A 14,493-nucleotide genomic window follows, 5' to 3' on the forward strand; every position below is an offset into this window, starting at 1 on the left:
TCACATCAAGCCGGTGGCGTTAGCCGTCACCAGATCCACCGCTGCGGCCAGAACAGGCGCAGACTGGATACGGCTTTCAACGGTATAAGCCAGCACGGATAAGCTACGGATTGCATCGCGAGCGCGATCCAGAATTTGTGTACGGCGGGCGGCGGTCATATGACCAGTTGATACGGCTTCCCCAGCAATTGCGCCCACACAGGCTGTGGCACTCAGTGCGCACAACTGCATGTTGCCTTCTGTGGCATTGTTCACTGGTACGGATGGAAGGCAGTTAATCTGCCCCAGCATTCCATCCAGTAAACGCGCATCTTCGGTGTAATCCGTAATAGCTAAAAGCTCGTCACAGGTTAAACGGTGTGGCTGTGCTGGATTCAATTTGTTGCGCAGGATCTGCGGCCTCATGCCAACAGCAGCGGCCACATCTTCCAGATTGTGCTCAATCGCAAATGCTCGGCAAGCCGCATCAAAGTGCGCATGTTTGGAGGTTTGATAATCAAACATAGTCATTGCCCTCAGTCGGTCTCAAAATCGAACTAATTGATGGACACGTTGCAATCTGAGAGCGCATCGACAGTCATAGCCGCAATGTTGATCATAACTTTTTCGCGCTTTTTATCTTTGCGTAAGCGGTGCCGTATCAAGCGACCATCCGCTAGCATGTCATTGATTGTGTCAATTGATAGCCCAGTAAGTTCGCTATATTTTTCAATTGATACGGAAGGAACAGTCAACGTGATTGAAATGTGAGGAGTCATGATGCAAGATTCCTTTTTAAGTAAGTAAACCGTGTCTAGCGGTGTTCAATAGTGAAGACTCCAAATGAGCTTCAGCAGCAATATTACGTCTCATTTGGAGTTTGTCAACATGTAAGGTTCCAAAGGAGCATTAATGGATTTTAACAATGGTGGCCGTGAGGCTATTCTTCGTATGCTTGAGGCCTACGGAGTAAGTACTCGTAAGGCTCTTTGTGAGCGGCTTGGGATTTCAACAAGCACGATGAGCACCAGATGGATGAGAGACGTGTTCCCTGCTGACTGGATAATAAAGTGCTCAATTGAGACCGGAGTCCCAGTTGAGTGGCTTTCATTTGGAACTGGGAGTCCTAAGCCACCCCAAAAATCTTTAGGTATCCAATCAGCAAATGAAAATGTTCTTGCTGATTTGTTTTCCGTACCTCGAAAAAAAATCAAAGATGGGAAATTATTAGATTCAAATTTTTACCTACTCGACAAAGCGTTGGTGCCAGATTCTTTGCGAAAACCTATCGTAATCATGGATTCAGATCAGCTCTATTTAGCTGATCAACATTTTCACGAAGTGACCGATGGTAAGTGGGTGGTAGAGATAGAAGGGAAAGTGAGTATTAGAGAACTTACGAGAATACCTGTAGGAAGGGTCAAGGTTGGAGCACCCAATCCATGCCATTCATTTGAGTGCTTTATCAGTGAACTAAACCCAATTGCACGATGCCATTTTTACTTACTGGTCAATTTGAATTAAAACCGTTACTGACAAAGGAAATCGATATGTCACGAAGTTTTGCGGTCTGGGGGTGTAGGGATTATCATAGTAGTTCAGGCTCGACCTACAACTCTGAACATAAGAATTTCATTGAAGAGTTGCATATTAATTTTTGGAACATAAGCGCTCATAAATTTGGCTATTTAGATTTTGGCATCACATTCAAAAAGCCTGAAGATGAAACCATTGCTAAGCATGGGGCAATATGTATATTCCTACCATTCGAAAAAGAAAATAATTTTTTTTCTGATCTTAGTGAAAACCTTGAATCAAGCAGAGATCTCGTAACTGCAGTTTTCAATGAATACCTTATTGACACTAAAACAGTAGATGGTAGACATTTAAAATTAGTGCTCGCCAATAAAGGAGACTTAGTTGTTAATACTAAGTTATCATTTAGCGGCGGCGAGCTTGATCATAGAGTCAAGATAACAAAAATCCACAATGGCACCTTACTAGCCTTTAAACTCAAGGATTGTCTCTCTTCCGAAGATGCTTGCAATCACTATTTAAGATTCCGTGTCCAAATTAATAAAGAAGATATCGGTCTTTTAGTGAAAACATTTTACCCCAAAGATCTCTTCCTTAAGAGTAGTATTGAGCGGTCTGATATCATCGATTTTAGGGTTAATGAGCAAAGAAACCTGCCCTCCGAAATAGCCACAACTCTTGCTAGCGCCGCTTGTACCCCTTTGAAATGCCATATTTTTATAATCCGCGATATGGTTGATGACTGTTCCGCATCCGGTTCAAATTATAAAGGTTCAAGAATTTTAGAGTCTGAGACATGGACAAAATATTTTAGCAAAGGCGTATCTTTCGGGTCTCATGACCCAATGATATATCATTGGAAAATATCAAATGATATAAATTCGAGACTTAATGATTTTTCTGTCGTCGTAAAATTTAAAAACACGAAATCTAAACTAAGCAAAATATTTGCATACATTTTCTACGGCGCAGCAATAACATTTGTTATGAAATTTGTACCAACAGAAAGCTTAGATAAAAACCTATTTATTTACGGTTCACTATCGTTAATAGCATTATATATAATCGCACATTTCATTAAATTTAGAAAATGACTTTTCAATGAGACATGGAGATTAAAATGGAAAATTTAAAGCACATTAGTTTTAATGAAGTAAACTTTGACGATGCTTTTTTTGACTCATTGAAAGCTGACTATAAAGCTGGTTTTGTAGAATGGTTTCACAAAAAAGCAAAAGATCTAAGAGAAAAAGCATACGTGCTCTACAATGAGGATGATTCAATTGATGGATTCATGTATCTAAAAATTGAAGATGGCGAGGTTACTGATGTTAACCCTTCATTGGCTGATTTAAAACATCTCAAAATAGGGACCTTTAAGTTTAATACGAAAGGTACATTGCGAGGTCAACGTTTTTTGAAAAAGATATTTGACCACGCATTAAGTGAAAAAGTGAACGATATATATGTAACAGTTTTTGATAAGCATGATTACCTGATTAAACTTTTTTTAAATTATGGGTTTATAAAATACGGAAAAAAAGAATCTGAAAATGGTATTGAAAATGTTTTAGTAAGAGAAATGAGCACAGATGATCTCACTGGAGACCTTCTTGCCGACTATCCCTTCATCAACAACAGACATAAAGAAAACAAATACTTACTATCTATTTATCCAGATTTTCATACTCGTCTATTCCCAGACTCAAAACTTATAACTGAATCTCCAGATATTATTACTGACGTGTCTCACGCTAACAGTATAAGAAAAATTTACATCTGCGCCATGCAAGATGTAGCAAATATAAAAATGCATGACATTCTCGTAATTTATCGAACTTCAGATAAAAAAGGTCCAGCTCATTATCGTTCTGTTGCTACATCTCTATGTGTCGTAGAAGATGTTAGAGATATTTTTTCATTCCCAACAGAGCAAGATTTTATTAAATATTGTGCTCGGTATAGTGTATTTACCGAAACAGAATTGAGAAGTTTTTATAAAACAAAGAAATACCCCTATATTATAAGTTTTACATATAATCTTGCTTTACCGAAAAGAATCACTCGTGCTAAACTAATAGAAGACGTTGGTTTAAATCCACAAGCATATTGGGGTGTATTAAAATTAACCGACAGAGAATTTGACAACATTATTAAACTTGGTGCTGTAGATGAAAGTATTATTGTCAATTAAACCTGAATTTGTTGAAAAGATTCTTGATGGAACAAAAAAATTTGAGTTCAGAAAAGGAATCTTCAAAAATCCAGATGTTAAATCTGTGGTTATTTATTCAACAATGCCTGTAGGGATGATTGTTGCTGAGTTCGATATTGCTGATGTTATTGAAGATAAACCCAGCAATGTCTGGAAAAAAACCAGCCGTTATGCGGGTATCAGTAAACAATTTTTTGATTCTTACTTTCAAAGCAGGGATAAAGCCTTTGCGATTAAGATCGGTGATTTGAAAGTCTATGAACAACCACGTTTGCTAAGTTCATTAGGTGACAACATAACAGCACCGCAGTCATACCGATACCTATGATGTATAAGGTTCTTAACATCATACATTGACACTGTTTATACATACAGTAAAAATGCTCTCCAAAAGGAGGGCATTTTTTATGTCAGTACGAAAACTCACCACCGGAAAATGGATTTGTGAATGCTATCCCGCAGGTCGTAGCGGACGCCGCGTGCGTAGGCAGTTCGCTAGTAAAGGTGAAGCGTTAGCGTTTGAACGGCACATGATGGATGAGACTGAGGCGAAACCCTGGCTGGGCGAATCGGTAGACCGCCGGACGCTAAAAGATATCGTCGAACTCTGGTACAAGCTGCACGGAAAATCTCTGACCGCAGGCGAGCATGTTCACGACAAGCTGATCCTGATGGTCGATGCTCTCGGAAATCCCCTCGCCACTGATTTAACATCCAAAATGTTCGCGCACTATCGCGATAAACGCCTGACGGGTGAAATCTACTTTAGCGAAAAATGGAAGAAAGGAGCCAGCCCGGTAACTATCAATCTTGAGCAAAGCTATATGAGCGGAGTGTTTAGCGAGCTGGCACGACTTGGAGAATGGACTGCGCCAAACCCATTGGAGAACATGCGCAAATTCACCATCGCAGAAAAAGAGATGGCCTGGCTGACACATGAACAAATCACTGAGCTTTTGTGCGACTGCAAACGCCAAAGCCCCCTACTCGCCCTAGTTGTCAAAATCTGTCTGAGTACCGGTGCCCGCTGGCGCGAAGCTGTAAACCTGACTCGTTCTCAGGTTACAAAATACCGGATCACATTTGTCAGGACTAAGGGCAAAAAGAACCGCAGCATTCCAATCAGCAAAGAGTTGTATGAGGAAATCATTGCCTTGGACGGTTTCAAGTTCTTTACTGACTGCTACTTCCAGTTTTTATCTGTGATGGAGAAAACTTCTATCGTGCTGCCGCGCGGTCAGCTTACCCACGTTCTGCGCCATACGTTTGCAGCACACTTTATGATGTCAGGCGGTAACATCCTTGCTCTTCAGAAAATCCTTGGTCACCACGACATAAAAATGACCATGCGCTATGCTCACTTGGCCCCTGATCACCTTGAAACAGCGCTGCGCTTTAACCCATTGGCTACCCTACCAAATGGCGACAAAGTGGCGGCAGCGGTTGGCATTGCCCCGTAATCGCCACTCCTTATCACTAACCTAACTTATTGATTATCTTGTAACTCATTGTTTTCACTAACCCGTTTACATAAATGGGTTTTTTGTTGCCTGAAATTCAAACCCATCTAATGAATGACTGTTACCGTACTGCCTCAGGGGAGTCATAGCCCAATCTGTACGATCAGTTGGTCCATATTTGCTGACATTTGTCGACTTCTCTCTCTGCGAGCGCCACGAGGCAACGATTCCCGCGCAAATTTTGCAGCGCGTATTGCATTGTTTCTTTAGTTGGATGCTTGGGCCTAATTTTAAAGATCTCTACATAGATTCTTTTTAGGTGTTGTGTCCTCTTATGTCGTTGTATAGTCTTTCGTACATAAATATAAAAGTGACTCAGGACAGTTTGATGACTTTCAGTAACGAAACTATTTTGGCTTGCCAGATCACAGCAGCAATTTTTATGGGGTGGGATTACTTCATGCCTAAGTCTCATAGAAAACTTCTAAACAGGAAGTTAAGAGAGTATTTTTCAGGTGTGCAGAGTAATGTTGATAACGATATCGGGAAGACTGTTGAATACATTATCGTTGGTATAAGACCTATCCTGCTATCATTATCAATGGTTGTCATCGGCGTAATCCTAATGCGTATTGGCATCAAAAACCCTATTCTATCCCCTTGGTTTTTCTTACTTTTAAATCTAGGAGCTTTAACAATTTTTTGTATCGGCTTTAATTATCTTTTAGGTGTATTTGTAAAAATCATTACCCCTCTGGGCTTAGGCGGTATATTCAGAATCACCACAACTTTCCTGTTAAATACTGAAAAAGGACCAGTGGCAGGTGTAGGTTTTCTAGCCTTAGTTATCTCATTCATCATGAGATACTTTAATTTAAAATAGTTATATCAGGATTCTGTAGTATAAATTCTAAGTTCAGCTATCTGAGACTAAATTTGCAGCATGCCCGTTATGGCACATACTTAACTCGGTGCTAAATGGTGATGGGGTTGCTATGTTACTCTCAGGCAAAGTCGCAGTGATCTTCGGTGGCAGCGGCGCGATTGGTAATGCGGTTGCGCAGGCGATGACGCGCGAAGGCGCCCATGTGTATCTGGGCGCGCGCCGTCAGGAAAAGCTGGATTGGGCGGCCAGTATTATCCGAACAGCAGGCGGTACCGTCGATACCTTTATCACCGATGTACTCGACGAACACGACGCATCAAAACAAATTACTCAACTTGCGCAGCAAACCGGTGGAATAGATGTGGTGGTTAACGCAACGGGATTTATGCATGAACAGGGCAAGCGCATCGATGCATTATCCCTCTCTGAGTTTATGAGCGGTATCACCCCTTTTCTTGCGGCGCAGTTCAATATCGCAAAAGCCGTAACGCCGCACATGGGCGGCAATCGAGCGGGCGTTATTCTCACCATCGTTGCGCCCGCAGCCCCGATGGCAATGCCCGGGCATCTCGGCCATATCGTCGGCTGTGCAGGAACTGAGGCTTTTATTAAGGCGCTCGCCAGCGAGACAGGACCAATAAACATTCGTGTCGTCGGCGTGCGCTCGCATGCGATTGTGGATGCTGTAGCGGCAGGCTCCTATACCGGAGAAATTTTCACCGCTAAAGCACAGTCAATGGGGTTAACCGTCGATCAATGGTTAGGGGGGGCGGCGCAAAGTACTATGCTCGCGCGCCTGCCTACGCTTGCACAAATCGCTGAGGTTACAACCTTTCTCGCTTCAGACCATGCCAGCGCCATGACCGCCACAGTGGTGAATATTACCGGGGGCGCCACCGTAAGCTAATTTACCCGCTTTTCACGCCATGCGCTGCTATCGATTACTGGCAGCAGCGTGGCTATACGCCCAATATCAGTTTTCGCAGCAACTCTTTTGAAGCAATAAGAAGTCTGGTTGCAAAAGGCAGAGGGATAACCATTTTATCCGACCTGGTGTATCGCCCGTGGTCACTGGATGGTCTGCGCGTCATGCACAGAACGATTGATGATTTTATTACTTATATGGATGTCGGGACGGTAAAAATAGCCGCCCGACCGTTGACGCCAGAGGCGGTAAAAGTCATTGATTTTTTACGTCAGGCCGTTACCCGCCTCGACAAACCATTTTGAGGATTTTATCTTTGCGGCAATTCGGCAATACGCTCCACCATCATCAGAATATCTTCTCGCTGCAGCGGTTTTTTATCCGTGACAAAATGCAGCGTCATTCCTTCAATAAACGCATCCAGCGCCCGCGCCGTAACCGGATCAAACCACTGCTCTAACGTTTGTTGGCTGCGTAGCATCCAGTTCTGCATCACCGTTTTCAACGCTGGATTACGGCTGGCGAAAGCATACAGCTGATACATAAGCTCCATATTATCAGGCGTTGTGACCTGGGAGCCGTAAATCATATCGGTAATCGCATGGCAGGCCGCCTGCGCATCAGCAACGTCGGCAAAAAAATCCTGGTACTGCTGAGACATAGTATGCGTAAAACAGCTGAATGCCTCCAACAGCAGATCATCTATTCCTGCAAAATAATAGGTCATTGAGCCCAGTGGCACCTCGGCAATCATAGCGATTTTACGGTGTGTAACCCCATGAATACCATGGATTACTATCGCCTTAAGGGTGGCCTGAACTATTTTTTCCCGCCGCTGCGGATCGTTTGCACGTCGCACTGCATTTCCTCTTCTTGCATTTGTGTACAAATGTACACAACCTTGCTAATGTTGTCTTCTTTCCTCTTTTCTTTGGCTCGAATTCATGACTGGCATCTCATCACGCAAAGCCTTAAGACGTCGCACCTGGGCGCTGTTCACGTTCTTCTTTTTACCAGGATTATTAATGGCCTCCTGGGCAACGCGTACCCCTGCCATCAGAGATATTCTCTCCATCTCTACCGCCGAAATGGGCGCGGTGCTGTTTGGACTCTCTATTGGTTCGATGAGTGGCATTCTTTGTTCGGCCTGGCTGGTGAAACGATTTGGCACGCGGAAAGTGATCCGCACCACCATGTCGTGTGCAGTTATCGGAATGACTATCCTCAGCGTGGCACTCTGGCTGAATTCGGCATGGCTTTTCGCATTTGGTCTGGCCGTGTTTGGCGCCAGCTTTGGCGCAGCAGAAGTGGCTATCAACGTCGAAGGTGCGGCGGTTGAACGCGAAATGAATAAAACCGTGCTGCCGATGATGCATGGTTTTTACAGCCTCGGAACGCTGGCGGGCGCAGGAGTCGGGATGATGCTTACCGCCTTCAGCGTCCCGGCAACCGCGCATATTCTGCTGGCGGCGCTGGTAGCTATCACTCCTATCTTCATCGCCATCAAAGCGATTCCTGACGGCACGGGTAAAAATGCCGCTGACGGCTCTCACTCCAGCGAAAAAGGGCTGCCTTTTTATCGCGATATCCAGTTATTGCTGATTGGCGTCGTGGTGCTCGCAATGGCATTTGCTGAAGGTTCCGCCAACGACTGGCTTCCACTGCTGATGGTGGACGGACACGGGTTTAGCCCGACATCAGGCTCGCTTATTTATGCCGGATTTACGCTGGGCATGACGGTTGGCCGATTTACCGGCGGCTGGTTCATCGACCGTTACAGCCGCGTCACGGTGGTACGCGCCAGTGCGCTAATGGGCGCACTCGGGATTAGCCTGATTATTTTTGTCGACAGTACATGGGTGGCCGGAGTTTCCGTTATTCTGTGGGGGCTCGGCGCGTCGCTCGGCTTCCCACTGACCATTTCGGCTGCCAGCGACACTGGCCTGATGCGCCAACCCGCGTCAGCGTTGTCGCAACCACCGGCTATCTGGCGTTCCTGGTTGGACCGCCGCTGCTGGGATACCTTGGTGAACACTACGGCCTGCGCAGCGCTATGTTGGTGGTGCTGACGCTGGTACTTGTTGCCGCCATCGTCGCAAAAGCGGTGGCGAAACCCGATATCAAAAATACCACTGTGATGGAGAACAGCTAATGGCTATTAAGTTAATTGCGGTCGACATGGACGGCACATTTTTAAGCGATCAAAAAACCTATAATCGTGAACGGTTTATGGCGCAATACCGCCAGATGAAAGAACAAGGCATCCGCTTTGTGGTCGCCAGCGGCAACCAGTATTACCAGCTCATCTCCTTTTTCCCCGAGCTGGCCAGTGAAATCTCCTTTGTTGCCGAAAACGGCGGTTGGGTGGTCAGTGAAGGGGAAGATGTCTTTAACGGCGAACTGGCAAAAGACGATTTTCAGGCCATCGTGGAACATCTGCTGACACGTACGGACATTGATATTATCGCCTGCGGTAAAAGCAGCGCTTATACGCTGAAGCAGTACAGCGATGAACATAAGGCTGTTTCCGCCATGTACTATCATCGTCTTGAATTTGTCGATAACTTCGACAACATCAACGATGTATTCTTCAAATTTGGCCTGAATATCTCCGACGATCGCATTCCACAGGTGCAGGCAGATCTTCATGAGGCGATTGGCGACATTATGGTTCCGGTACATACCGGCTACGGCAGCATCGATTTAATTATTCCCGGCGTGCATAAAGCAAACGGTCTGCGTCTGCTGCAACAACGCTGGAATATTACCGACGATGAGGTTGTCGTGTTTGGCGATGGCGGAAATGATATCGAGATGCTGCGCCAGGCAGGGTTTAGTTTTGCAATGGCGAACGCCCATGAACCGGTTATCCAGGCGGCGAAATATCGCGCGGGATCGAACAACGAAGAGGGCGTCCTGGATATTATCGACCGCGTGTTAAACAATGAAGCACCATTTACGCATTAACACCTCAGCACAGACGGCAACAAAATGATGGCATGATCATCGAACATCAGATTGACGATCACCACTAAGTTTCTGCCAGGCCCGGACAACCGGGCTTTAGCCTTCCCGGGAATCCCCTACCCATTTATCTTTCAGGAAGATAACCATCAGAATCAGCCATAGCACGCCGCTTGCCAGATTGAACAGGCTGAACAAGCCGTTGCCTCCCAACAGATAAGCGTGTTTACTTAGTTCAATACCGACGGTAAAAATCAGCATCTGCAGCATGCCCATGGCGGCAGAAACTGTTCCTTTACTCATTTCACTGGCAAACAACGTCAGACGGACCAGCCCCGCATTCGCCACGCCAATACCAAACGCATAGATGCTCAAACCCGCCGTCATCCAAAGATATGCATGGGATGACACCACCGTGGCCGCAGCGGCAATAATCAGCCCGACAGCGATTGGCCAGCCACCCATAATAATCAGCGAACGCACCGTTTTTCGCGAGGTCAAACGAGCCAGCACCAGGTTACCGGCAATCAGCGCACCAAAAATCGGCACCTGCAACAGACCATATTCGTAACTGCTGAGGTGTTCACCGCTAATGATAATAATTGGGGATTGCGCAATCCAGGCCAATAACGGCAGACTGACAAAACCCAGTGCCAGCGCACCTGCAACAAAACGTACGTTTCTGAGCACCAGTTTATAATCTTTACCCAGCTCTTTAATGGACAGCTTTTCGCCCATCCGGGTTGCTGTTTCCGGCATCGCACGTTGCAAACCAAAAAAGGAGATGGCCGCAAGAGCTGCAAACAAGATAAACATGCCTTCCCACGGCAGAACATGCACCCAGGCTGCGCCAACTAATGGTCCCAGCAGCGGTGCAATTAGCGCCACGTTTGCCATCAGCGCGGTAATTTTTATGCAGACCGCTTCTTCAAACGACTCCTGTATGGCGGCGTAGCCCACTGCGCCAATGAAGCACAGGCTTATCCCTTGTAAAAAACGCAGGAAAGTAAACTGTTCAATATTCTGCGCAAGCAGGGTCGCAAGGCAGGTCACAATGAACCAGAGCACGCCGGTTAGCATCACCGGACGACGCCCAACACGATCCGATAGCGGTCCTAACAGCCACTGTAAAAACATGCCGCCAGCCAGATAGGCGGTCATGGATGTGGGTACCCAATCTAATCCTGCATTGTATTGCTCCACCACCGCCAACATTCCAGGCTGGATCATATCGTTGCCGATATAAGTAGAGAATTCGTAAAGCACCAGACAGAGAGGGAAAAGTAATGCCTGACGCCCCAAACGGGCGCCTGAAGATAAACGGTTCTGCATGCAGTCTCTTAGCTATAGAAAAATCGCGCAAAGTGTAATAAATGCGCCGTACTGGTGATAGTGAATTATGTGATTTGAAAGCAAAAAGCGCACATTTTTACATTCATTTGCTCAAGAAGATTTTGCTTTAAGGTTAATTTAAGTTGTGGTCGCTATCATGCTCAATAAGTCTCATTAATTGTCTCAAAAATAGTCATTTAGCAGACAAATAAGACAAGACCGCTTTTTATCCCGTGAAAGCAATTTTATGCTCTCGCTCCCATGGGTCTTTTTAACCATTACGCTGAGTCTGGACGTTATGCTGGAAAATCTGAACAACTCACTTTTTTATCTCATCAATGCCACGCCGGACTCTGCGCAATGGATGATATCGCTTGCCATTTTCATTGCCAAAGATCTGATTAACATCGTACCGCTGTTAGCCGTTGTGCTCTGGCTTTGGGGGCCTCGCGCCCAGGTTACCCTCCAGCGCCAGTTGGTCATAAAAATGGCGATTGCGCTGGCGGTCGGCCTGACTATTTCCTGGCTGATGGGACATCTGTTCCCTCACGATCGCCCGTTTGTAAACCACATCGGTTACAACTTCCTGCATCATGCGGCAGATGACTCTTTCCCGAGCGATCATGGTACGGTTATCTTTACTTTTGCACTGGCTTTCCTGTTCTGGCATCGCCTGTGGACGGGCGCTCTGCTGATGGTCGTTGCCGTGGCGATTGCCTGGTCGCGAGTTTACCTTGGCGTACACTGGCCGCTGGATATGCTGGGAGGCTTACTTGCCGGACTGATCGGTTGCCTGAGCGCCCAGATGATCTGGCAACGGTTTGGCGAAACCCTGTACCTCGGTTTGCAGAATTGCTATCGCATCTGTTTCGCGTTACCTATCCGTAAAGGCTGGGTGCGTGACTAACCCACGGTAAAAAGAGTAGTATTAAGCGCGGCACTGAGCACTTATTCTACTCTCCAGGGGAACTATGGAAACTCGACGCGACGAGCGTATTGGTCAATTACTGCAGGCGCTGAAACGCAGCGATAAACTACATCTAAAAGAAGCCGCGACGCTGCTGGGCGTATCTGAGATGACCATTCGTCGCGATCTGAATAATAACGACGCTCCCGTCGTACTACTCGGGGGCTATATTGTTCTGGAACCCCGCAGCGCAAATCACTATTTAATCAGCGATCAAAAATCCCGGCTGGTTGATGAAAAACGCCGCGCCGCTCAGTTGGCCGCAAGCCTCGTGCAGGCGCACCAGACCCTCTTTTTCGACTGTGGTACCACCACGCCGTGGATCATTGAAGCTATCGACAATGAATTGCCTTTTACCGCAATCTGCTACTCGCTAAATACATTTCTGGTGCTGCAGGAAAAGCCGCAGTGCCGCGTCATTCTGTGTGGTGGCGAATTCCATGCCAGCAACGCCATTTTTAAACCGCTTGATTTCCAGGAAACGCTAAATAACCTGTGTCCGGATATCGCTTTTTATTCCGCTGCGGGCGTTCACATTGAGAAAGGCGCGACCTGTTTTAACCTGGAAGAGCTGCCGGTGAAACATTGGGCGATGTCGATGGCGCAGCATCACGTTCTGGTGATCGATCACAGTAAGTTTGGTAAGGTGCGTCCGGCGAGGATGGGTGAGGTAAAACGTTTCGATACCATCATCAGCGACAGCCGCCCTGATGATGACTTTGTTGAGTACGCTAAAGCGCAACGTATAAAGCTAATGTATTAAAAGATAATGCCGGATGGCGATAGCGTCATCCGGCAATCGGTGTGATTAAGAGAACCAGCCGCCAAACCACTGGTGGAATTTCATCATCACAAAATCCCACATACGGCTAAAGAAACCGCCCTCTTGCACATCTTCCATTACCATCAACGGGCGCTGCTCGATGGATTTCCCGTTCAACTGGAAGTCGATAGTCCCCACAACCTGGCCTTTCTTCAGAGGCGCAGTTAACTGGGGTTCGGTCAGGGTAAAGCTGGCCTTCAGGTTTTTGAGCTGACCACGCGGGATGGTCACTGAACCACCTTCCCCTGCGCCCAAATTCACTTCGCTCTTGTCACCAAACCAGACGCGCTGAGTCACGAAAGTGGCATCCGGCTTAATCGGCGTGACGGTTTCAAAGAAGCGGAAACCCCAGGTCAGCAGCTTTTCTGACTCATTAAATCGGATGCGGTCAGTTTTCGCCCCCAACACCACGGAGATCAGGCGCATATCGCCTTGAGTCGCGGAAGCGACCAGGTTGTACCCCGCCCCGGCCGTAGTACCCGTTTTCATACCGTCCACATTCAGGTTGGTGCTCCACAACAGACGGTTACGGTTCGGCTGGCGGATTTTATTAAAGGTGAATTCTTTCTCTTTGTGGATAGCATATTCTTCCGGTACATCGTGGATTAACGCCTTCCCGAGCAGCGCCATATCACGTGCGGTACTGAATTGTCCTGCCGCATCCAGGCCATGCACCGTCTGGAAAGTGGTGTTGGTCAGCCCCAGTTTTTTCGCGTAGCCGTTCATCAGACCGATGAACGATTCCTGACTGCCGGCAACATAATCAGCCAGTGCGATACAGGCATCGTTACCAGACTGAATGATAACGCCTTTGTTTAGATCGGACACCGCAACCTGATCGCCGGGTTTGAGGAACATGACCGAAGAACCGCGCAGAGCCGGATTACCGGTCGCCCAGGCGTCTTTACCCACAGTGACCATATCGTTGAGGTTAATTTTCCCAGCCTTCAGCGCCTGACCGACTACATAGCTGGTCATGATTTTGGTCAGACTGGCAGGATCCAGTTTCTCATCAGCATTACCTTCCGCCAGTACCTTACCGCTGGCGTAATCCATCAGGATCCAGGCTCGCGCATCCACGCTCGGTGGGGCCGTTGGTTGCTCCGCCGCCTGTACGGTCGGTGCCAAAAGGATTAAGAGTGCAGAACCTGCAGCCAGGCTGCGAAGTGAAGAGAAGTATTGCGTCATAAATGCCACCCGAGTATCCATTCCAAAAAAACCACGTCATACCACACCGTGTTTACACAAAACCGACCAAGCGACCTCGGCCAACCCATGCAGAAAAGGACTGATGGATGACGTGTAACAATAAGTGCGGTGAGTAATAACGCACTAACGAGCTTAAAGAAACCGTAAGTTGGTAAAGTTTTTAAAGTTTATGCAATATCGCCGCGCTGCGCTGCCTC

The 14,493-nt window shown here is 46.7% G+C and carries 16 protein-coding genes and 1 pseudogene; 12 read left to right on the forward strand and 5 right to left on the reverse strand.

Annotated features, from left to right (window positions below; genetic code table 11):
- Together NMD08_RS17495 and NMD08_RS17500 are read right to left on the reverse strand one after the other, a co-directional pair.
- Positions 1–504, reverse strand: a complete 504-nt coding sequence (locus NMD08_RS17495) for a phage regulatory CII family protein (RefSeq protein ID WP_000460873.1) — start codon at positions 502–504, stop codon at positions 1–3.
- Between the two features lie 32 nt (positions 505–536).
- Positions 537–758: a hypothetical protein gene (locus NMD08_RS17500; protein WP_032411932.1), complete on the reverse strand. Its 222-nt coding sequence runs from the start codon at positions 756–758 to the stop codon at positions 537–539.
- Positions 759–891: 133 nt separating this feature from the next.
- Between NMD08_RS17500 and NMD08_RS17505 the strand changes: the two genes are divergently transcribed.
- The 8 genes from NMD08_RS17505 (at position 892) to NMD08_RS17540 (ending at position 7,306) form a co-directional block, all read left to right on the forward strand.
- Entirely contained in the window at positions 892–1,503 is a 612-nt protein-coding gene (locus NMD08_RS17505; protein WP_048225955.1) for a phage repressor protein CI, read from the forward strand.
- A 26-nt stretch (positions 1,504–1,529) separates the two neighbouring features.
- Positions 1,530–2,609: a hypothetical protein gene (locus NMD08_RS17510; RefSeq protein WP_048225957.1), complete on the forward strand. Its 1,080-nt coding sequence runs from the start codon at positions 1,530–1,532 to the stop codon at positions 2,607–2,609.
- A gap of 26 nt (positions 2,610–2,635) precedes the next feature.
- A complete protein-coding gene (locus NMD08_RS17515) occupies positions 2,636–3,709 on the forward strand; it encodes a hypothetical protein (protein ID WP_048225959.1) in 1,074 nt (357 codons plus the stop codon).
- Entirely contained in the window at positions 3,687–4,058 is a 372-nt protein-coding gene (locus NMD08_RS17520; RefSeq protein WP_032428730.1) for an ASCH domain-containing protein, read from the forward strand. Before NMD08_RS17515 ends, NMD08_RS17520 begins: the two co-directional genes overlap by 23 nt.
- A gap of 79 nt (positions 4,059–4,137) precedes the next feature.
- The gene (locus NMD08_RS17525) at positions 4,138–5,190 is read left to right on the forward strand and encodes a tyrosine-type recombinase/integrase (RefSeq protein WP_048225960.1); all 1,053 of its coding nucleotides are present in this window, start codon (positions 4,138–4,140) and stop codon (positions 5,188–5,190) included.
- 388 nt (positions 5,191–5,578) lie between these two features.
- On the forward strand, positions 5,579–6,073 hold the full coding sequence (locus NMD08_RS17530; protein ID WP_370618670.1) for a hypothetical protein: 495 nt from the start codon (positions 5,579–5,581) through the stop codon (positions 6,071–6,073).
- Positions 6,074–6,185: 112 nt separating this feature from the next.
- A complete protein-coding gene (locus NMD08_RS17535; RefSeq protein ID WP_151225012.1) occupies positions 6,186–6,983 on the forward strand; it encodes an SDR family oxidoreductase in 798 nt (265 codons plus the stop codon).
- A gap of 29 nt (positions 6,984–7,012) precedes the next feature.
- Entirely contained in the window at positions 7,013–7,306 is a 294-nt protein-coding gene (locus NMD08_RS17540) for a LysR substrate-binding domain-containing protein (RefSeq protein WP_286545349.1), read from the forward strand.
- A gap of 5 nt (positions 7,307–7,311) precedes the next feature.
- Here NMD08_RS17540 and NMD08_RS17545 read toward each other — a convergent pair whose 3' ends face one another.
- A complete protein-coding gene (locus tag NMD08_RS17545; RefSeq protein WP_032936378.1) occupies positions 7,312–7,860 on the reverse strand; it encodes a TetR/AcrR family transcriptional regulator in 549 nt (182 codons plus the stop codon).
- Between the two features lie 85 nt (positions 7,861–7,945).
- Here NMD08_RS17545 and NMD08_RS17550 point away from each other — a divergent pair.
- Both NMD08_RS17550 and NMD08_RS17555 read left to right on the forward strand, forming a co-directional pair.
- Positions 7,946–9,153: pseudogene (locus tag NMD08_RS17550) on the forward strand (MFS transporter).
- Positions 9,153–9,968, forward strand: a complete 816-nt coding sequence (locus NMD08_RS17555) for a Cof-type HAD-IIB family hydrolase (RefSeq protein ID WP_151225006.1) — start codon at positions 9,153–9,155, stop codon at positions 9,966–9,968. Before NMD08_RS17550 ends, NMD08_RS17555 begins: the two are co-directional and overlap by 1 nt.
- Before the next feature lie 96 nt (positions 9,969–10,064).
- On the opposite strand, the gene NMD08_RS17560 is transcribed toward NMD08_RS17555, so the two are convergent.
- Positions 10,065–11,297: an MFS transporter gene (locus NMD08_RS17560; protein WP_210904871.1), complete on the reverse strand. Its 1,233-nt coding sequence runs from the start codon at positions 11,295–11,297 to the stop codon at positions 10,065–10,067.
- Positions 11,298–11,595: 298 nt separating this feature from the next.
- Between NMD08_RS17560 and ybjG the strand changes: the two genes are divergently transcribed.
- Both ybjG and deoR read left to right on the forward strand, forming a co-directional pair.
- A complete protein-coding gene (gene ybjG / locus NMD08_RS17565; protein WP_187253026.1) occupies positions 11,596–12,204 on the forward strand; it encodes an undecaprenyl-diphosphate phosphatase in 609 nt (202 codons plus the stop codon).
- 64 nt (positions 12,205–12,268) lie between these two features.
- On the forward strand, positions 12,269–13,027 hold the full coding sequence (gene deoR / locus NMD08_RS17570) for a DNA-binding transcriptional repressor DeoR (RefSeq protein ID WP_370618673.1): 759 nt from the start codon (positions 12,269–12,271) through the stop codon (positions 13,025–13,027).
- Between the two features lie 45 nt (positions 13,028–13,072).
- Here deoR and dacC read toward each other — a convergent pair whose 3' ends face one another.
- Positions 13,073–14,275 (reverse strand): serine-type D-Ala-D-Ala carboxypeptidase, encoded by a 1,203-nt coding sequence (gene dacC / locus NMD08_RS17575; protein WP_151219632.1) that lies wholly within the window; start codon positions 14,273–14,275, stop codon positions 13,073–13,075.
- Positions 14,276–14,493 lie beyond the last annotated feature (218 nt).

Origin of the sequence: Citrobacter meridianamericanus (assembly GCF_041320245.1) — a bacterium.
GTDB classification, from domain to species: domain Bacteria; phylum Pseudomonadota; class Gammaproteobacteria; order Enterobacterales; family Enterobacteriaceae; genus Citrobacter; species Citrobacter meridianamericanus.

Coding starts and splice junctions, on each gene's coding strand:
- deoR (WP_370618673.1), top strand. CDS start 12,269: ATGGAAACTCGACGCGACGAGCGTATTGGTCAATTACTGCAGGCGCTG.
- NMD08_RS17530 (WP_370618670.1), top strand. CDS start 5,579: ATGACTTTCAGTAACGAAACTATTTTGGCTTGCCAGATCACAGCAGCA.
- NMD08_RS17520 (WP_032428730.1), top strand. CDS start 3,687: ATGAAAGTATTATTGTCAATTAAACCTGAATTTGTTGAAAAGATTCTT.
- NMD08_RS17495 (WP_000460873.1), bottom strand. CDS start 504: ATGTTTGATTATCAAACCTCCAAACATGCGCACTTTGATGCGGCTTGC.
- NMD08_RS17560 (WP_210904871.1), bottom strand. CDS start 11,297: ATGCAGAACCGTTTATCTTCAGGCGCCCGTTTGGGGCGTCAGGCATTA.
- NMD08_RS17505 (WP_048225955.1), top strand. CDS start 892: ATGGATTTTAACAATGGTGGCCGTGAGGCTATTCTTCGTATGCTTGAG.
- ybjG (WP_187253026.1), top strand. CDS start 11,596: ATGCTGGAAAATCTGAACAACTCACTTTTTTATCTCATCAATGCCACG.
- NMD08_RS17500 (WP_032411932.1), bottom strand. CDS start 758: ATGACTCCTCACATTTCAATCACGTTGACTGTTCCTTCCGTATCAATT.
- NMD08_RS17535 (WP_151225012.1), top strand. CDS start 6,186: ATGTTACTCTCAGGCAAAGTCGCAGTGATCTTCGGTGGCAGCGGCGCG.
- NMD08_RS17510 (WP_048225957.1), top strand. CDS start 1,530: ATGTCACGAAGTTTTGCGGTCTGGGGGTGTAGGGATTATCATAGTAGT.
- NMD08_RS17555 (WP_151225006.1), top strand. CDS start 9,153: ATGGCTATTAAGTTAATTGCGGTCGACATGGACGGCACATTTTTAAGC.
- NMD08_RS17515 (WP_048225959.1), top strand. CDS start 2,636: ATGGAAAATTTAAAGCACATTAGTTTTAATGAAGTAAACTTTGACGAT.
- dacC (WP_151219632.1), bottom strand. CDS start 14,275: ATGACGCAATACTTCTCTTCACTTCGCAGCCTGGCTGCAGGTTCTGCA.
- NMD08_RS17525 (WP_048225960.1), top strand. CDS start 4,138: ATGTCAGTACGAAAACTCACCACCGGAAAATGGATTTGTGAATGCTAT.